This window comes from Streptomyces malaysiensis subsp. samsunensis (genome assembly GCF_024519315.1).
Lineage (GTDB): Bacteria > Actinomycetota > Actinomycetes > Streptomycetales > Streptomycetaceae > Streptomyces > Streptomyces malaysiensis.
The window spans coordinates 1-19,235 of the sequence record NZ_JANIIC010000109.1 but is presented as its reverse complement, the minus strand read 5'-3'; the positions used below and the strand labels follow the sequence as shown (position 1 = coordinate 19,235).

Annotated in this window: 12 protein-coding genes and 2 pseudogenes; 4 read left to right on the top strand and 10 right to left on the bottom strand. The window is 66.6% G+C overall.

Annotated features, from left to right (window positions below; all coding sequences use genetic code 11):
* The first annotated feature begins 312 nt into the window (after positions 1-312).
* Both NQU54_RS46000 and NQU54_RS45995 read left to right on the top strand, forming a co-directional pair.
* A complete protein-coding gene (locus NQU54_RS46000) occupies positions 313-1,080 on the top strand; it encodes a creatininase family protein (protein WP_257636239.1) in 768 nt (255 codons plus the stop codon).
* 63 nt (positions 1,081-1,143) lie between these two features.
* Complete coding sequence (locus NQU54_RS45995; RefSeq protein ID WP_257636238.1) at positions 1,144-1,692, top strand: TetR/AcrR family transcriptional regulator; 549 nt, start codon at positions 1,144-1,146, stop codon at positions 1,690-1,692.
* A 412-nt stretch (positions 1,693-2,104) separates the two neighbouring features.
* Here the strand turns inward: NQU54_RS45995 and NQU54_RS45990 are convergent.
* Positions 2,105-2,661, bottom strand: a pseudogene (locus tag NQU54_RS45990) (transposase).
* Positions 2,662-3,282: 621 nt separating this feature from the next.
* Here NQU54_RS45990 and NQU54_RS45985 point away from each other — a divergent pair.
* The gene (locus tag NQU54_RS45985; protein WP_257636237.1) at positions 3,283-4,581 is read left to right on the top strand and encodes an MFS transporter; all 1,299 of its coding nucleotides are present in this window, start codon (positions 3,283-3,285) and stop codon (positions 4,579-4,581) included.
* Positions 4,582-4,799: 218 nt separating this feature from the next.
* On the opposite strand, the pseudogene NQU54_RS45980 reads toward NQU54_RS45985, so the two are convergent.
* The 3 genes and pseudogenes from NQU54_RS45980 to NQU54_RS45970 all read right to left on the bottom strand — a co-directional run bounded on the left by NQU54_RS45980 (position 4,800) and on the right by NQU54_RS45970 (position 8,811).
* Positions 4,800-5,945, bottom strand: a pseudogene (locus NQU54_RS45980) (alkaline phosphatase PhoX).
* Positions 5,946-6,291: 346 nt separating this feature from the next.
* Complete coding sequence (locus NQU54_RS45975) at positions 6,292-7,563, bottom strand: beta-ketoacyl-[acyl-carrier-protein] synthase family protein (protein ID WP_257636236.1); 1,272 nt, start codon at positions 7,561-7,563, stop codon at positions 6,292-6,294.
* Positions 7,564-7,854: 291 nt separating this feature from the next.
* A complete protein-coding gene (locus tag NQU54_RS45970; protein ID WP_257636235.1) occupies positions 7,855-8,811 on the bottom strand; it encodes a lipoyl synthase in 957 nt (318 codons plus the stop codon).
* Between the two features lie 489 nt (positions 8,812-9,300).
* Between NQU54_RS45970 and NQU54_RS45965 the strand changes: the two genes are divergently transcribed.
* A complete protein-coding gene (locus NQU54_RS45965) occupies positions 9,301-9,765 on the top strand; it encodes an Lrp/AsnC family transcriptional regulator (RefSeq protein WP_257636234.1) in 465 nt (154 codons plus the stop codon).
* Between the two features lie 308 nt (positions 9,766-10,073).
* Here NQU54_RS45965 and NQU54_RS45960 read toward each other — a convergent pair whose 3' ends face one another.
* The 6 genes from NQU54_RS45960 to NQU54_RS45940 all read right to left on the bottom strand — a co-directional run.
* On the bottom strand, positions 10,074-11,846 hold the full coding sequence (locus tag NQU54_RS45960; protein ID WP_257636240.1) for an acetyl/propionyl/methylcrotonyl-CoA carboxylase subunit alpha: 1,773 nt from the start codon (positions 11,844-11,846) through the stop codon (positions 10,074-10,076).
* 189 nt (positions 11,847-12,035) lie between these two features.
* Positions 12,036-12,245, bottom strand: coding sequence for an acyl-CoA carboxylase epsilon subunit (locus NQU54_RS45955; protein WP_257636233.1), 210 nt, complete (start codon positions 12,243-12,245; stop codon positions 12,036-12,038).
* A 17-nt stretch (positions 12,246-12,262) separates the two neighbouring features.
* Positions 12,263-13,870 carry an acyl-CoA carboxylase subunit beta gene (locus NQU54_RS45950; RefSeq protein ID WP_257636232.1) on the bottom strand — a complete coding sequence of 536 codons (1,608 nt, stop codon included), beginning with the start codon at positions 13,868-13,870 and terminating at the stop codon, positions 12,263-12,265.
* 1,437 nt (positions 13,871-15,307) lie between these two features.
* Entirely contained in the window at positions 15,308-17,653 is a 2,346-nt protein-coding gene (locus tag NQU54_RS45945) for a thiamine pyrophosphate-binding protein (protein WP_372506422.1), read from the bottom strand.
* 388 nt (positions 17,654-18,041) lie between these two features.
* The gene (locus NQU54_RS50455) at positions 18,042-18,542 is read right to left on the bottom strand and encodes an NUDIX domain-containing protein (RefSeq protein ID WP_372506421.1); all 501 of its coding nucleotides are present in this window, start codon (positions 18,540-18,542) and stop codon (positions 18,042-18,044) included.
* A 182-nt stretch (positions 18,543-18,724) separates the two neighbouring features.
* Positions 18,725-19,235, bottom strand: a 511-nt coding sequence (locus NQU54_RS45940; protein ID WP_257636230.1) for an AMP-binding enzyme, incomplete at its 5' end; no start/stop codon positions are given.

The following is a 19,235-nucleotide window of genomic DNA, read 5'->3' as shown; positions in this document are numbered from 1 at the left end:
GGGAGCCGAGACCGAGGCCGTACCCAGGGCGACGTGCTGTTCGGAGCTGCCGAAGGCATCGAAGCCCACCCGCTCCGCCAGCAGCACCTCCTCGATCAGCTCCCGATAGCGGTGCTCATGCGTGAGCCCGACCGGGGTGTCCCCCTCAGTCATGAGGATGAAGTCCATGACGACCCTTCCGTCGAATGTTATTCGCCGATAACGTAAGGCGTAGTTCATCCCTGGTCAAGGTCCCGCTAGAGTCCACGCAGCGTTAGGTGCCGGTAACAATGAGGACTGTCCGGGCCTGCCCGTCAAGAGGAGTGACCACACGTGAGCGAGTTGCGGATTGAGCGTTTGACCTCGCCTGACATCGCGGAGGCCATCGCGAGCGGCATGCGTACGGCGGTCCTGCCCTTGGGAGCCACAGAGCAGCACGGCGCGCACCTGCCACTGTCGGTCGACAGCGATCACGCCGACCGCCTGGGCGTCCTTGTCGCCGAGCGGCTTGGTGACGCGCTCGTGCTGCCGACGGTGCGGATCGGCTGCTCCGCGCACCACCTCGGCTTTGCCGGAACGCTCTCACTGCGGGCCGAGACGCTTGAGGCGATCGTCGCCGACTGCTGCACAAGCCTTGCCGCGCACGGCTTCCACCGTGTGCTGATCTTCTCGGCGCACATCGGCAACTATCCGTTGCTCAGTGAGATCGAGGCGAACCTCGCCCCACGGCTTTCTGCCGACCTGGACATCATCGCGTTCGCCGACTCAGCAGCGGTCCTCCAGGCATGGCGCGACGCGGCTCAACGCGTCGCCGGCCTCGCCGATCATGTCGGAGGTCATGCCGACATCGCCGAAAGCTCAATCATGCTCGCCGTTCAGCCGGACGTCGTGAGGAACGATCGCGCTACCGCAGGCTTCACTGGGTCAATGAACGACGAACTGCTCGCCCGCGTATTCACCGACGGCGTCAAGGCTGTCGCGTCCAACGGAGTACTCGGCAACCCGCGCGGCATGTCCTCTGAGCTGGGCTTTGCCTGCCTGAACGCCGTCGCCGACCTGCTCACGACGCACGCAACGATCCGTTATCGACGACTCACGTAAGCTTCGTACATGACTAGCTCACCTTCTCCTCGTACTGCATCTCCGCGCGCGACACGTCGGCAGGTGCTGATCAAGGTCGCCGGCGAGCTGTTCAACGAGCGTGCCTTCGATGCGGTCACCACGGAGATGATCGGCTCCCGCGCCGGCGTGACCGGCCCCGCCCTCTACCGGCACTTCCCCAGCAAGCAGGCGTTGCTCATCGCCGTGCTCGAGGATCCGTTGAACGAGCTGCTGGCGAACGCGCGCAGGACGGCAGCCGAGATCTCGGATCCACGCCAGGCACTCGAAGCGATGATCGACTACCACGTCAGACGCACCCTCGACAACGTGCCGTCCACGCTGGTGTTCCTGAAGAACGAACACAACATCCCCGACGACGAACGCCACCGCATGCGACGCATGATGCGCCTCTACGCCGAAGAGTGGAGCGGACTGGTCACCCGGCTGCGGCCCGACCTGTCAGACGCCCAGACCCGCGTCCTGACTCACGCCGTCTTCTCGATGATCAACGCCGTCCCGCAGTTCAACAGCGGACTCGACCCCGAGACCGTAGCAACCACCATCCGCACCGCCGCCATCAACGCACTACTCATCCCAGCAGACACCATCTGACACGAAAGCGCAGAGAACGACTGCTGAGCTAGCCGAAGAAACGCATGGTCGTGGTGCTGGGCGACCGCCACCAGGCCCCGGACCCCTCACGGGAACCGCGCCTACGCGCTGCGCAGGGGTCCCGCTTCGGCACCGTCGAGGTCACCCGCGCAGGGGCAGCCTGGTGGCCCCTGAACCAATGGTGCAAGAGCACAGATCCGCGGTCGCTCCAAGGATCCGTTGACAACACCGCATCACTGATAGCCCAGCCCAGAGAATCCGGGATATGCGGCCATGTGCTTTGAGTTCGCGGGTCGAGTCAAACTCTCCATCGACGAGAATCCTTCACGGCATGGCCGTACTTGCTTACAATTGCAAATACCTGCTGCACGCATTTCGCATGTCCAGTCGAGATCGACGAGGCCGAAGGCTCTTAAGAACCGGGGCCGTCGCCACGGCGTGAACGGAAGATCCGCCACGACTTCAGTCGTGCGACGCCGCGCTCGACCGGTGCCCGTGCTGTGGACAGCGCTCGGTTGACGGTCTGCTGGGTCGGCGTGAGGTCACGGTTCGGTGGGCGTCTGAGGGGTGTCGTTACCCAGGGTCCGGCTCTCATGTAGGCGCGGTCGGCGAGGATGGGAATGCCCTGGCGTTCGCAGATCCGGATGATCCGGCGCGCTCCGCCAGGGTGCCATCCAGCAGGACGTAGTCCGGGTCGGCTTCGCGCAGGGCGCGCAGCAGGCCTGGTGCGCGGTCGGCGAGCAGGTCGACGACGGCTGTCGTGTAGGCGTGGGCGGTGCCGACGGAGATGCCGAACCCGGCGGCGAGCTGGGCGAGGGTGTCGTGCCGGCGCAGGTACACCAGGCCGACCAGGGCACGCTGGTGCGGCGGGAGCTTGCAGCGGCGGTCACCCTCGCGGGTGACGATGAGCATGGTGACCCACTCGACCAGGGCGTGGGGCAGGTCGAGTGCGGCAGAATACGGAACCAACGCGGCTCCTGTGCCTGTGGGTTGAGACTTCGAACACCTCCCCCAACGGCACGGGAGCCTCGTGCGTTGCGGGCGTCGATCCCGTCCCCCGATCAGTGGCCACGCTGAATGAGCTCAGTGAGTCTCACGTTGCTGGCTTGATTCCATTTGTAGGCTACACCGCCAAATCATTCCTCTTCCGCATCCATTCTTGCGGAACTTGCAATAGTTGAGTCAATTCGGTGCATTGCGTGTCTGGGCATGATGGGCCAGAGTCAGCGCATGCCAAATGCAGCGAACCCGCGCGTACGCAGTTCCTACTAACCCACGAGGAATGGCATGCAACCGGCGGCGCTCCATCAGCGCGTTCCATCATTCGACGGCCACCCCGCAGTCGTCTAAGAAGCAGCCACCGACGAAGTAGCCCAGCCGCCTGCGCCGCTCGGCCCCGGACGGATGCGATTTCAGCCACCTGAGGCAGTACAGGGGCACCGCCAACGATCGGCCTCGCCCTGGTGCCGGGCCGCCTGATCCGACGGAAGTATCCAGTGGGAGGCGCCGCCCCTGATCGGGCCGAGCCACATGACGCCAGCCACGCGTCGCGCGGCGGGACGCCTCCCTCAAATGTGACAAGGAGAGCCAATGACGACTGCGCAACATTCCGGGAAAACGATCAGCTTGAAGTCCGCCCGGCGCGCATCGCTCGCGGGTGGTGTAGGCACACTGATCGAGTACTACGACTTCAGCGTCTATGGGTTCCTGGCGCTCACCATCGGACCGTTGTTCTTCCCCAGCGACAATCCGACGGTCTCCACCCTGTCCGCGCTCGCGGTGTTCGCGTCGTCCTACCTCATCCGTCCGCTCGGCGGCTGGTTCTTCAGTCGTCTTGGTGACCGCCGCGGCCGTCGGACAGCCCTTGTCGCGACGATCGTGTTGATGGGTGTGGCGTGCGGCGTGATGGGCCTGCTGCCCACCTACGAACAGGTCGGAGTCGCCGCGACGATCGCCATCATCGTCGTGCGACTCGCTCAAGGGTTCGCCGCCGGCGGTGAGATTGGCGGCGCTGCCACCTACATCGCCGAGCTGGCGCCTCCCGGCAAGCGGGGATACTACGGATCAACGGTTTCCATAGGGTCCACACTCGGGTTCGCCGTGGCAGCCGCCGTCGTAGGAGTGGTCCGGCTGCTGGTTCCGGCCGACCAGATGGCAACATGGGGCTGGCGGATTCCGTTCCTCCTCTCGCTGATCCTGACGGCGGTCTGCCTGCGGGCTCGCCTGCGGGTCGAGGAGTCACCCCAATTCCAAGAGCTGAAAGAGAAGGCCGCGATCGTACGCAGCCCGATGCTGGCCGCTCTGCGCAGCCATCCGCTGTCGGTCGCCCGCGTGGCGGGTCTGGCCATCGCGTTCAACGGTACCGGCTACTTCGGAGTCGCCTACTTCGCGATCTTCCTTCAGCAGGAGGGGTTCTCCGCAACAGGCGTCGCCTGGACCTCAGCGTTGTGCATCGCCCTGGCTACCCTGACGTACCCGCTGGCGGGCAAACTGACGGACCGTTACGACCGCAAGCCAATCCTGCTGGCGGCCTACATCGCCTTCGCCGTCATTGCCTGGCCGGTCTTCGCCCTGCTCATCGCAGCAACCAACCTCTTTGTCGTCGGGGCCGTCTATCTCGTCTTCATGTTCTTCACCGGGTGGTCGCAGGTACCGACGTGGCCGCTGGCCACGGAACTGTTTCCGGCGAGCGTGCGCTACTCAGGCATTGCCATCGGCTACAACCTCGGCGTGATCATCGGCGGCGTCACGCCACTCGTCGCTGCCGCCCTCGTGGCTGGCACCGGGAGTAAAACCAGTCCCGTGTACTGGATCCTCGCCGTATCACTCATTGGAGTGATCACCGTCGCGCGCCTGCCGAAGACCGCAGCGAAGCCGCTACCCGCCTAAGCGAACAGCCGGGTCGACGATCTCCTGCAGCACAGCGCGGAAGCGCCGGCCCGGTGTGGGAGATCGTCGACGGCTACCAGTTGGCGTCTACTGCTGACTCGTGCTCACCTGCTCGACAGTTGAGGCTGCCCAGCCCCCAACGAGCAGTTGCCCGACCCTCGACCGACAGTCGGCTGGATGGCCGGGGCTCGTTACCGCCTCAACCGTCAGGGGGGAAATCAGGCGGTGGTACGGAAGGGGCCTGTCACCTCGTAGGTGATGCCGCCCGACGAGCTGCCGCTTGTGCCGCGCTGGCTGGAGAAGTACAGGTGGGTGCCGTCGGGGGAGAATGCCGGGCCGGTGATCTCCGAGCCGGACTGGCCGTCTATGCGCAGGAACGAGGCGACGATGTCGTCCGGGGTGATCAGGCAGATCTCCATGTTGCCGCCGTCCTCGGCGACGAACAGGTCACCGGAGGAGGAGCCGGTGATGTTGTCGATGCCGGTGAGCGGGGCCGTGCCGTTGACGAGGGAGTCGTCGTAGGCAAGTTCGTAGGTGTTCGACGCGAGATTGAGCTGCCACACGCGGTTGTCGCCCTTGGTCGTGAACCAGACCGTGTTGTCGGCGTAGTGGCAGCCCTCGCCGCCGTTGAAGGACTTGGAGCCCGAGACCTGGGAGCGGGTGGCGGTCGGGGAGCCGTCCGGGTCGGGGACGTTCGCCCAGCTGAAGGAGCCGGAGGTGCCGCTGCCCGCGACCCTCACCTGAAGGGTGCCGGAGGACAGGTTGCCCCAGGTCGTCGGCACGAAGCGGTAGAAGCGGCCGTTGGTCTCGTCCTCGGTCAGGTAGACCACCTGGCGCACGGGGTCCGCGTCCGCCGCCTCGTGCTCGAAGCGGCCCATCGCGGCGCGCTGCACGGAGGCGTTCACGCCCCACGGGTCGGTCTCGTAGACGTACCCCAGGGACAGCTCCTCGCAGGACAGCCAGGTGTTCCACGAGGTCTTGCCGCCCGCGCAGTTCTGCCGGGTGGACGAGAGGATGCGGTACGCGGCCGTGATCGAGCCCGACCGACGAGAACTTCACCGCGCTCGCGCCGCCGGGGGGTGATCTCCGAGTTGGAGACGTAGATCCAGCTGCTGCCGTCCGCGTAACAGGCGCCGCCGTCGGGGGCGTTGTGCCAGGTGTACGACGTTCCGGAGACCGTCTGGCCGGAGCGGGCGATGACGCGGCTGGTGAAGCCGCTGGGGAGTCTGATGCCGTTGGCGTCGGGGGAGCCCAGCGCCCCGTACGGGCCCGTGCCCGGACTGGGTCGGCGCGGTGTACGCGGCGCCGCGCCACAGGGTTCCGCCGAGCACAGCAGCCGAGGCGCCGATCGCTGCACCGCGCATGAAGTTGCGACGTTTCACAGGTGCTCCGTGTCACAGAAGGTGAAAGGTGGCTGTTGAGCGTCGCCGACTGGTCATGGGGCCCCTAAGGGGCAGTGACGGGTGGAGTATGGCCTCCTTTGACCAACTCCTCCCGGCTGACTGGTGAGTAGAAGGCACGCAAAGTCGATCTTCACGCCACTTAGTGAACCGACAGATAAATCCCGGAAACCGCAGGATGCGTGTCATCCCGACCTGGGCCAGCAGACCCCTTCTGCGCGACGACAGTCGTCAACCTGGGCGGAAGGCAATCCACACACATGCCAGCAGTCACTCGATGCTGAGGAGCCGTCCTGCTGGCTTTGGCGGTTCAGAGGGTGCGGAAAGCGAGGACGACGTTGTGTCCGCCGAAGCCGAAGGAATTGTTCAGGGCGGCGATGCGGCCGTCGGGCAGGGGACGGGGTTCGTTGCGGACGATGTCGACGTCGACTGCGGGGTCGAGGTTGTCGAGGTTGATGGTCGGGGGTGCGAGGCGGTGGTGGAGGGCGAGGACCGCGGCCACGGTCTCGACGCCGCCTGCGGCGCCGAGGAGGTGGCCGGTCATGGATTTGGTGGCGGAGATGGCGATGTGGTCGATGTCGTCTTCGAAGGCGGTGCGCAGGGCTTTGGTTTCGGCGATGTCGCCCAGGGGGGTGGAGGTAGCGTGGGCGTTGGCGTGCATGATTTCGGCGGGTTTGAGGTCGGTGGAGTCGATGAGGGTGCCCAGTGCGGCGGTGATGCCGCGGCCCGTGGGGTCGGGCTGGGTGATGTGGTGGCTGTCGGCGGACAGGCCCTGACCGACGGCTTCTGCGTAGATGCGTGCGCCGCGGCGTTCGGCGTGTTCGGCGGATTCCAGCACGATGACGCCGGCGCCTTCGGCCATGACGAAGCCGTCGCGGGCGGTGTCGTAGGGGCGTGAGGCTGCGGCGGGGTCGTCGTTGCGCTTGGACATGGCCATCATGTTGCCGAAGGAGGCCAGGTTGAGGGCGCAGATGGCGGCTTCGGTCCCGCCGGCGACGACGATGTTGGCCCGGCCGGTGCGGATCATCTCGATCGCGTAGCCGATTGCCTCGGCGCCGGAGGCGCAGGCACTGACCGGGGTGTGCGCCCCGGCCCGTGCGTTGAACTCCAGGCTGACATGGGCCGACGGCGTGCTGGGCAGCATCATCGGAATGGTGTGCGGAGACACCTTCCGGGCACCGTGCTCCTTGAAAACCTCGTACTGCTGCAACAGTGAAGTCACCCCGATAGCGCTGGCGATGACGACACCGAGCCGGTCGGGATCGGGGGAGCCGCCGTCCCTATCGCCGTCTCCTGCGGGCGCGGTGAATCCCGCGTCCGTCCATGCCTCGCGTGCGGCGAGGAGGGCGAACTGCGCGCCGCGGTCGAGCCTGCGGGCCTGGGTGCTGGGTATGTGCTCGGAGGGTTCCACGGCCGCTTCGGCGGCGATGCGCACGACTGTCTCCGCGGCCCAGTCATGGGTCAGCAGCCGGACCCCGGAACGGCCGGCCAGCATGGCCTCCCAGGTGGTCGCGACGTCACCACCCAATGGCGTGGTGGCTCCCAGGCCAGTGACAACCACCCTACGGTCAACGAACTTCACGGAATGACTCCACGCGGTAGAGAAGAGGCGGCCGTCGACCACCTGCAACGGCGGGCTAGGGCAAGGCAGTTCAAACGGACCGGCGACCCCCAAACCCGAGCGGAACTGCCTGGCCCTTCGCGGCACGCCGTCCATCCGATGCTGCCGCCCCATCGGCAGCCCAACGGGTCGCTGCGAGCCCGCTAAGCAACACGTCTTCTGGTCCAGAACGTGTCTCCCGGTGCGTAGGTAGGGCACCCAACCGACGAGCCCGACACCTGGCTTTGGGGTTAACCACAGGCGGCACCCGGCTCAGAGAGATGCCACTTCCTGCCTTCGCTCGACTGCCTGCTGGTACAGCTGTCCGGCGCGATACGACGAACGCACCAGAGGCCCCGACATGACACCCGCGAAACCGGTTCTCTCGGCCTCTTCCCTCAGCTCGATAAAGTCCTCCGGCTTCACCCACCGTTCGACCGGGTGATACCGCAGGCTCGGCCGCAGATACCGCGTGATGGTGATCAGCTCGCAGCCCGCGTCGTGAAGATCCTGCAGCGCTTGGCTGATCTCCTCGCGCTCCTCGCCCATACCCAGGATCAGGTTCGACTTGGTGACCAGCCCTGCCTCACGGGCCCGTGTGATGACCTCGAGCGAGCGCCCGTAGCGGAAGGCAGGACGGATCCGTTTGAAGATCCTGGGCACGGTCTCGACGTTGTGCGCCAGCACCTCAGGACGCGAAGAGAAGACCTCCGCGAGCTGCTCGGGGACCGCATTGAAATCCGGTATCAGCAGCTCAACCCTGGTGCGGCCCGCAACGCGCTCCGCCGTCATCGCGTGGATGCGTCGCACCGTCTCCGCATAGAGCCAGGCGCCGCCGTCCTCCAGGTCGTCGCGAGCGACGCCGGTGATAGTGGCGTAGTTCAGGTCCATGGTGACCACGGACTCGCCGACGCGGCGGGGCTCGTCACGGTCGAGCGCCTCGGGCTTGCCGGTGTCGATCTGGCAGAAGTCGCAGCGCCGGGTGCACTGGTCGCCGCCGATGAGGAACGTGGCCTCGCGCTCCTCCCAGCACTGGTAGATGTTGGGACAGCCAGCCTCCTGGCACACGGTGTGCAGGCCCTCATTCCTGACCAGGCTCTGCAGCTCACGGTACCTGGGGCCCATGTTCGCCCGGGTCTTGATCCACTCCGGCTTACGTTCGATGGGGGTCTGACTGTTCTGGACCTCCAGGCGCAACAACTTACGCCCGCCAGGGGTGACAGTGGGCACGTGCGGCTCCTTAGTTCGGCTTGTGTGCGATGTGCGAGGTCGCGCCGGGGCGCGAGCTGCGGGTAGGACTGCTCCCTGGGGGGCGGATAGACCGTCGGCAGGGCTCGAGTGGGGGAGCCCTCGACTCGTCGGCCGTCTTCCGTCGGCCGTCGATCCGAGACGTACGCTGTCGCTGAGCGATGGCAAGGTCAGGAAAAATGCCATGGTTCCAGGGGCCTCTCAGTCTTGGGGCGGAGGTCGTCATCGGCCGATGAGGTGAAGTGCAGTGGAGGATGTCGTTTCCGCAGCAGCGATAGACGTCCTCGATCCGGACCGGTCCAATCGCGCCACACTCAGGTGGTGGCGGAACGTTCTAGATTGAATATATGCTCCGCCAGTAGACAGGGGACTTTTCAATTCGGCAAGATATGCCTCTCAAGTTGAGCAATATGCTCAAAAGTGACGTGGGTGAGGGTATGTCAACTGAGCACCATGAACAGTGAGCGAGGCATGGACGCCACCGATGCGCGGATCCTGCTCGCTCTGGCTGCCGATCCGCGAGCCACGGTCGTTGCCCTGGCTGAGCAACTGAGCCTGTCTCGAAATACCGTGCAAGCCCGGCTGGTCAGGATGGAACAGGGCGGCGTATTGGGCTCCTTTGAACGGCGGATCAGCCCGAAAGCGCTGGACCAGCCGCTCACGGCGTTCGTCACCGCGCAGGTCAATCAGCACCAGCTGGCCGAGGTCTCCCAGGCGCTGGCCGACATCGCCGAGGTCGTGGAGGTCTTCGGCTTGAGTGGCGAGACCGATCTCCTGGTGCGGGTAGTCGCCGCGGACGCGGAGGATCTGTACCGGGTCGCGGGGCAAATCCTCGCCGTACGCGGTATCGAGCGCACTACTACAGCCCTGGCTATGCGCGAACTGGTGCCGCACCGCCTCACCCCTCTGCTGCGTCGTGCCGCAGAGGGCAGGTAGCCTTGTCAGACGCCAATAGAGGTTGCCCGAGCAGGTCATCCGGACCCGCACGGAGACCGAATCGTCCACTGAGACGGGCACACTTCGTAGCCGCTCTAGCCGACTTACCTTGGGCGGTGAAGGCCCTTACTGACCTGGGCGGCATCTACGCCGCCCACTCGCGATGACACCGGGCACCCCGCGCGAGACCGCGGACGCATATCTCAGCGGTAGATCGGCTGCACCGGAGGACGAAGTCCTCCTCGATGGGACAACCGTCCGGCGGACCGTGTGTTCCGGTCCGCCGGACGCATTGGGCGTTGTGCGCGTCAGTCCTTGATCTCGCAGATCGCGGCGCCCGAGGTGAGGGATGCGCCGACCTCGGCGGACAGGCCCTTGATGGTGCCGGACTTGTGCGCGTTGAGCGGCTGTTCCATCTTCATGGCCTCCAGGACGACGACCAGGTCGCCTTCCTTGACTTCCTGGCCTTCCTCGACGGCGACCTTGACGATGGTGCCCTGCATGGGGGAGGCGAGGGTGTCGCCGGAGGCGACGGGGCCGGACTTCTTGGCGGCGCGGCGCTTGGGCTTGGCGCCGGTGGCGAGGCCGGTGCGGGCGAGTGTCATGCCGAGCGAGGCCGGGAGGGAGACCTCCAGGCGCTTGCCGCCGACCTCGACGACGACGGTCTCGCGGCCGGTCTCCTCCTCTGCGTCGGTGTCGGCGGGGGCGGCGAAGGGCTTGATGTCGTTGACAAACTCGGTCTCGATCCACCGGGTGTGGACCGTGAACGGGTCGGCGGAGCCGGTCAGTTCCGGTGCGAACGCCGGGTCCTTGACGACCGCGCGGTGGAAGGGGATGGCGGTGGCCATGCCCTCGACCTGGAACTCCTCCAGGGCGCGGGAGGCGCGCTGGAGTGCCTGTTCGCGGGTGGCGCCGGTGACGATCAGCTTGGCCAGGAGCGAGTCCCACGCCGGACCGATGACGCTGCCGGACTCCACGCCCGCGTCCAGCCGGACGCCCGGGCCCGGCGGCGGGACGAAGGAGGTCACCGTGCCGGGGGCGGGCAGGAAGTTGCGGCCCGGGTCCTCGCCGTTGATGCGGAACTCGAAGGAGTGGCCGCGCACCGGCGGGTCGTCGTAGCCGATGGCCTCGCCGTCGGCGATGCGGAACATCTCCCGGACCAGGTCGATCCCGGCGACCTCCTCGGTGACCGGGTGCTCGACCTGGAGGCGGGTGTTGACCTCCAGGAAGGAGATCGTGCCGTCGTTGCCGACGAGGAACTCGACCGTGCCGGCGCCGACGTAGCCGGCTTCCTTCAGGATCGCCTTCGACGACGAGTACAGCTCCGCGACCTGCGCGTCGGAGAGGAAGGGTGCGGGGGCTTCCTCGACGAGTTTCTGGTGGCGGCGCTGCAACGAGCAGTCGCGGGTGGAGACCACGACGACGTTGCCGTGGGTGTCGGCCAGGCACTGTGTCTCCACGTGCCGGGGCTTGTCGAGGTAGCGCTCGACGAAGCACTCCCCGCGCCCGAACGCGGCGACCGCCTCACGCACCGCCGACTCGTAGAGCTCGGGGACTTCTTCGAGGATGCGGGCGACCTTCAGGCCGCGGCCGCCGCCGCCGAAGGCGGCCTTGATGGCGATGGGCAGGCCGTGCTGCTCGGCGAAGGCGACGACCTCGTCGGCGCCGGAGACGGGGTCGGGGGTGCCGGCGACGAGGGGGGCGCCGGCGCGCTGGGCGATGTGGCGGGCGGCGACCTTGTCGCCGAGGTCGCGGATGGCGTGGGGTGGGGGGCCGATCCAGGTCAGGCCGGCGTCGAGGACGGCCTGGGCGAATTCGGCGTTCTCGGAGAGGAATCCGTAGCCGGGGTGGATGGCGTCGGCGCCGGATTCGGCGGCCGCGGCCAGGACCTTGGCCTGGTCGAGGTAGCTGGCTGCCGGGGTGTCACCGCCCAGCGCATAGGCTTCGTCGGCCGCGCGCACATGCACAGCGTCCCGGTCCGGATCGGCGTAGACGGCAACGCTCGCGATCCCGGCATCCCGGCAGGCACGGGCAACACGGACAGCGATCTCGCCACGGTTGGCGATGAGCACCTTCGTCAGCATGCCGACTCCAACACGCCGACCGAAGACACGGTGAGCTGATGCGAGGTCTCGACGTTTCGGTCGACGTCCGAGTCCGGCGTGCTGACTGCAGGGACGCCTCGGGTCTCGGTACGGGGATGCTCCATGTGCTGTCGCAGGACATTCATTCTCTCTCCAAAAGTCAACAGGTAGGGCAGCGCCCGCTTTTCAGCCCGGCCAGTAGATGCGGGCCCATGTCGTCGGGCCCGGCTGTGGCAGTCGTTGGCGCGCGATGCGGGACGGGTCCGACCACCCGTCCCGCGGCTTGGGTGGGCCGGGCGGGAGGGCTGCTTCGGCCGCGGCGCGGACGCGGACCACCGCCAGTGCGGCGGCCAGCTCCTCCGCTGTCGGGTTGCCCCGTAGGACCTTGATGTTCATGGCGGCTCCCAGCAGGCCTAGAGGGGGATGTTGCCGTGCTTCTTCGGAGGCAGGGATTCCCGCTTGGTGCGCAGCTGACGCAGTCCGCGGACGACGTGGCGGCGGGTCTCGGACGGCATGATCACCGCGTCGATGTAGCCGCGCTCGGCTGCGACGTAGGGGTTGAGGAGAGCGTCCTCGTACTCCTGGATCAGCCGCGCGCGCACCGCCTCCAGGTCCTCACCGCTCGCCTCCGCCTCCGCGAGGGTGCGCCGGTGCAGGATGTTGACCGCGCCCTGGGCGCCCATGACGGCGATCTGGGCGGTGGGCCAGGCGAGGTTGAGGTCGGCGCCCAGGTGCTTGGAGCCCATGACATCGTAGGCGCCGCCGAAGGCCTTGCGCGTGATGATCGTGATCAGCGGGACGGTGGCCTCGGCGTAGGCGTAGATCAGCTTGGCGCCGCGGCGGATGATGCCGGTGTGCTCCTGGTCGACACCCGGCAGGAAGCCGGGGACGTCGACGAAGGTGAGGACCGGGACGTTGAAGGCGTCGCAGGTGCGCACGAAGCGCGCGGCCTTCTCGGAGGTGTCGATGTCGAGGCAGCCGGCGAACTGCATCGGCTGGTTGGCGACGATGCCGACGGGGCGCCCCTCGACCCGGCCGAAGCCGGTGATGATGTTCGGCGCGAACAGCGGCTGCGTCTCGAAGAACTCGGCGTCGTCCAGGACGTGTTCGATCACCATGTGCATGTCGTAGGGCTGGTTCGCGCTGTCCGGCACGATCGTGTCCAGCTCGCGGTCCTCGTCGGTGAGGGAGAGGTCCGCCTCCTCCTCGAACACCGGGGGCTCGGAGAGGTTGTTGGACGGCAGGTACGACAGCAGCTGCTTGACGTACTCGATGGCGTCCTTCTCGTCCCCGGCCATGTGATGTGCCACACCGGAGGTCGAGTTGTGGGTGCGGGCGCCGCCGAGCTCCTCGAAGCCGACGTCCTCGCCGGTGACCGTCTTGATGACGTCCGGGCCGGTGATGAACATGTGCGAGGTCTGGTCGACCATGACCGTGAAGTCGGTGATGGCGGGGGAGTAGACCGCGCCGCCCGCGCAGGGGCCGACGACCAGGCTGATCTGCGGGATGACCCCGGAGGCGTGGGTGTTGCGGCGGAAGATCTCGCCGTAGGCGCCGAGGGAGGCGACGCCTTCCTGGATGCGTGCGCCGCCGGAGTCGTTGATGCCGATGACCGGGCAGCCGGTCTTCAGCGCGAAGTCCATCACCTTGACGATCTTCTGGCCGTAGACCTCGCCCAGCGCACCGCCGAAGACGGTGAAGTCCTGGGAGAAGACGGCCACCGGACGGCCGTCGACGGTGCCGTACCCGGTGACGACACCGTCGCCGTAGGGGCGGTTCTTCTCCAGGCCGAAGTTGGTGGAGCGGTGCCGGGCGAACTCGTCGAGCTCGACGAAGGAGCCCTCGTCGAGGAGGAGCTCGACCCGCTCACGGGCCGTCAACTTGCCTTTGGCGTGCTGCTTCTCGACGGCGCGTGCGGAGCCGGCGTGCGTCGCTTCCTCGATACGGCGCTGGAGATCCGCGAGCTTGCCCGCGGTGGTGCGGATGTCGATGTCGGACGGTTCCGTAGGCGCGGAGCTCACCGAACAGATCCCTTCGGGTGGTTGCGAACGAAGACTTGGCGGGCAGCCAGCTGCGGTACTGGCATGGACGGAAGCCGACGTAGGTCCGCAGGTGGCGTCATGTCATGCGCCGGAAGCGCTCGGCAATCACTCCCATTGAGGGGACTGCTCCAGGACGCGGAGAGATGACGTCAGAGCGGCAGTCCATCCCCAAGACGCTGTACAGGGCATGGGGCGGCTCACCGGTGGTGACCCGCTTTCGCAGCATGTCGAGAGGTACGGATTCACGGTTCTGGCGCAGTGCCGCCAGACGTTCGCAGTCGTTGATCTAGAGGTCGATACCTGCTCAGTGAAAGGTGCCCATGGCTGGCCGAGGTACATCGTCGGATACAGGCTCCGTAACCGGGACAGGGTGTCCGGCCGGGCCTCGGCATCGAAGTCACGCAGCGCATGACGGTCGTAAGCCGGGCTGGATCGGCAGACCGGACTCGCTTCGTGCAAGGGAACCCACGGTGGAACCTCCAGCGGCGGTACTCGATCTCATGACAACGGTACTCAGTTCCGCAGTTCCGGGCAAGCGACCCTGAAGTGATGCGCGAGGCATTCGCCCTTGCGGGCTTCGGTTGATGGCGCCGTCTGGAGGCGGCCAACGCCCCGATGATCGAGAAGCCGACACGGCCGACGTCACGGCCACCGGAACGTCGTCGTCGGCCTTCAGCCGACCAGGTCGGTGATGATGCCGGAACCGGTACGCCACGCCGGGCGGGGAGCAACTGCCGTTTGTCTCAGCTGGTGACGCTCAAAGACTGTCCGCTGGGCGTGATGTTCCTTCGACCCCTTGGGGCGCATCGGTACCGGCCGGAGGATGTTGTGGTCCTGACGGGAGGCCCGGTCGGTTATCGGCGGCCGGGGTGCTTGCCGACGGCCTGGAGACGATCTCACCGATTCTGCCTCCCGCGGCCAGATGCGGCCGGCCGGCCGACGGGGCAGCTGGTTGGGGAACGGCTGGAGCCCCCGACCACTTTCGTTCGATTCCGCTCAGGGCCTTCATCACATGTCCAATCGTTCAGGCGGAGCATCTGCTTCGCTCCGCCGTGGGGATGGCGGACGAGCTGGGTTGGAGCCGCCCGACGGCACGACGCGGCTTGTCAGGGCAGGCGGCGCGCCGCCGGACGGGGTCAGTGGGAGTTCCCATGGCATGGTGCGGGTGGGCTGAGCTGGAACCGCCCGGCGGTACGTCTTTTCGGCAGGACAGGGCCGTACCGCCGGACGGGGTGTGAAGGGGAAATCCCGTCGGGGATCTTGCGGCGGACCGGTTGTGCATGGTGACTGCCGCAATTAGCTCCCCGGGTGAGGCGCAGCGATGCGTGGTGATGCGGGGACGCTGTCGGCGGGTACGGGGAGCGCGGATTGCTCTCGTGCGCCGGTCCCTTCACGCAGGAGCTGTCGGGTTCTCGCTCAGTCGATGAGGTCGAGGGCGGTGGTGACGATGCTGTCGGTGTCGATGTTGTGATAGCGGTAGACGTCCTCGATCGCCCCGGACTGGCCGAACTTGGTGACACCGAGGGTGCTGACGGGAACGTTCTGGATGGTGCTCAGGAAGGCCAGGGTGTGGGGATGCCCGTCCAGGACGGTGACGAGCGGGGTGGCCCGGTCGAGGGGGAAGACCTGGTCGAGGATCCAGGTCGGGTCGTCCGACAGCCCGCGGCGGGCCTGGAGCGCACGGAATAGCAGGTCAGGGCTGGTCACACACACAACATCGGCGGCTTGCCCGAGGGCGGCGAGGCGGTCGGCGGCGGCCAGGGCTTCGGGTACCAGAGCGCCCATTGCAGCGATAGTCACCACGGGCTTCTCGTGCTGCCGCAGCCGGTAGGCTCCGGCGGTCACATGCCGGCGGCGGCGTTCGCGGGCGGCAGGGTCGGTGGGCACAGCGGCGAGCGTCTGGTCCACGGGGCGGGTGGACAGCCGCAGGTAGGCCGAACTGCCGTCTGTCTTACCAAGGTTGCCGAGGGCGGTAAGCAGACACCATTCGGTGTCGATCGCGAACGCGGGCTCGTAGGTGACGCAGCCGGGCTGTTCGATGCCGAGCGAAGGCGTGGTGATCGACTGGTGTGCGCCGCCCTCCGGGGCGAGCGTGACACCGGACGGGGTGCCGACCAGGATCGACTGTCCGCCCGCGTAAATGCCGAACGACCACGGTTCCAGTGCCCTGTTGACGAACGGGTCGTAGACCACGCCGATCGGCAGCAGCGGCTGGCCCCAGCGGCTCCAGGTGGCGCCGAGCTCACCGAGCACGCCGACCAGGTTGGTCTCGGCGATGCCGAGCTCCACGTGCTGGCCTGTCGGCTGCTCACGCCAGTGCAGGATGGTCTCGGCGTCGTCGGCGAACCAGTTGGGGCGCTCGGTGGGCGACCACACGCCCACCTTGTTGAGCCAGCCGCCGAGGTTGGTGGAGGAGCTCACGTCCGGACTGACGGTGACGATCCGGCTCGCCGCCTCCGGTGCCCGGCGGGTGAGGTCCAGCAGGACGCGTCCGAGGGCCTGCTGGGTGTTGCCGGTGCCGGTCGGCGCGGCTCGACTGAGGTCCGTGGGTACCGTGGGAGCTTGCTGCAGTGTATATCCGGGGCGGCGCAGCCGCTTGGCCGCCTTCGTGCACAGGGCCGCTTCCGCCGAACCGTCGGCGAAACGGGTCCACGGGTGACCCAGATTCAGTCCGAGGCGGTCGGCCAGTGCCGTCATCTGGTCGGCTGTCAGGAGCGAGGAGTGGTTCTGCGGGTGGCCCTCGGTGGGGAGCCCGTAGCCCTTGATCGTGTAAGCGAAGATCACAGTGGGCCGGGTGTCGTCGACGGCGTCATAGGCGTCCATCAGAGCGCCGATGTCGTGGCCGCCCAGGTTGCGCAGGGCCGCCAGCAGTGAGGCATCGTCCAGGGACGCGATGAGCTCGGCGATGGACTGTGCCGTGGAGCCGTTACCGGGCAGGCGCTCGCGCAGCTGGCCGGCCGAGCAGCGCAGCAGGCGCTGGTACTCGGGGTTGCCCATGGTGTCGATACGAGCACGCAGGGCTCCGCCACCAGACCTGGTGAACAACTCCTCCAGGAGATGACCGTACTTGAGGGTGAGCACTTGCCAGCCGGCTGCGGCGAACATGCCGTGCAGCTTGTCCGCGGCGATGCCGGGGATGACTCGGTCGAGGGACTGCCGGTTGAGGTCGACGATCCACACCGCTTCGCCCAGGCCCGGCACCATCGGGTCTTGGATGGCTTCCCAGATCGCGCCCTCGTCCAGCTCCGCATCGCCGAGCAGGGAGTACTGGCGCCCTGTGCCGGCACCGCCGAAGCGCCCCTCCACATAGCGCCGTGCGAGGGCGCCCCATAGGGGGGCGGTGGCGCCTATGCCGACCGAGCCAGTGGAGTAGTCGACCGGGTCGGGGTCCTTGGACCGGCTGGGGTAGCTCTGGAGGCCGCCGAAGGCGCGCAGCGTGGTCAGGTAGGACTCGTCCAGCTCGCCCAGCAAGTAGTTGATCGCATGCAACACCGGTGAGGCATGCGGCTTGACCGACACTCGGTCCTCGGCGGTCAGTGAATGGAACCACAGCGCAGTCATGATGGAAGTCATCGAGGCACTGGACGCCTGGTGACCACCAACTTTCAGACCCGTAGGGTTCGGCCGTACCCGATTGGCATGATCGATGATCGCGGTGGAGAGCCATAGCACCCGCTGCTCAACCGCCTTCAGCACGACGAGCTCCTCCGCCCGGGCAGGACCAGAGCTGTCGACGTCGGCCGACCTCAGTTCCGCGACCATCACAGACCTCCTCCGCATTCGGCACCATGCCTTAAGAAGTTTTGCGTTGTGCTCCGCAAGTAGACCCATGACTCTGCGATTGCACAAGATGTTGCCTTTGAGTTGAGCATTCTGCTCAAACTTTGAGTTGGCTGGCAGGCATTCACAGTGCAGCATGACCAGTGAACGGCCTCTCGATGCCGCCGACGCCGGATCAGCTGATCGTTCGAAATCTCACTGCCGGAATGCGTGTGTGCGGGATTCCTCCGCCTCTACCGCCTTCGGCAGACGGCTGGCCAGGGCGCTGACGATTGCACGGTTCTGCTGCCCTGCCATGGCAAGCGCTGTTCGGAGCCGCACTCTGCAGTCGGAGGGACTGAATTTCGGACTCGATCGAATCTCTGCACATCTATGCGACCTGATCACGAGTTTCGCCTGACGGGAGGGAGTTGATCGCTTGCAAAACATCCGACAGCCATGCGTCTTGCCCGTCGAACTGTGACAGCTTCCAGGGCCGAACCCACCGGTATGCCTCGTGCTCCCAGTTGAGAGTGAGCCGGCGTTGACTGGTACAGGCCACAAAGGTGTGCACGGTCCAGTCCTGACCGCCCCGAGGGTCGGCCAGGCGTAGCGTAGGGCCCGCAGTCAGGTGTTCCAGAGCGCGGGCGGGGAGCAGAGTCTCCTCCCAGATCTCCTGGATGGCCTGCCGTACCGGGTCGCTGTCAGCGTCCAGAAATCCAGTGATGCAGTGCCACAGGCCTGCGTCATGCTGGACAGATCCACTGCGCTTGAACAACCCGATGCGCCCTCGCCACATGAGGATGACGGCGACGATGTGTCGCGGGCATTGAGGCGTGAGTCGGCTGAACTCGTCCAGGGGCTGAGCCCTTTGCGCAGCTTGCTGAATCACTGTGCGATCACCGCCTTCGGCAGGGACACTCGGATACGACCGATAGGCCTTTTCGCCTGGAGTGCGTGGCAGGTCGGGAGTACTCGTCCCATTTCTGTCAGCGCCGATGCCCGGCCGTGTGACAGCGCGAGATACGGCATTCCCTGACGGTGATCTTGTCGACCACCGTCGCTGCTGTTGTTTCACTGGATGCGTTTGTCGCTCCCGGCCCAGGCCTTCTCGCGCAACACGAATTTCTGGATCTTCCCCGTGGAAGTCTTCGGAAGCTCTGTAAACGTGACGGTTTTCGGCGCCTTGAACCGCGCCAATCGGCCCTTTACATGCTCGATGATCTCCACCTCAGTGGCCGTGGCACCGTCCTTCAAGCGCACATAGGCGGCGGGGACTTCACCCCAGCGCTCGTCCGGAACGGCGATCACCGCGGCCTCCAACACCGCTGGATGGTCCTCGATCGCCTGCTCCACCTCGACCGACGCGATGTTCTCCCCACCCGAGATGATCACGTCCTTCGAGCGGTCACGCAGCTCCACGTACCCGTCGGGGTGCAGGATGCCGATGTCCCCGGTCCGGAACCATCCGTCCTGCACCGCCGCCAGGGTGGCCTCCGGGTCGTCGAGGTAGCCGAGCATGAGGTTGTTGCCGCGCAACGCGATCTGCCCCGTGGTGACACCGTCCGCGGGGACGTCGGTGCCG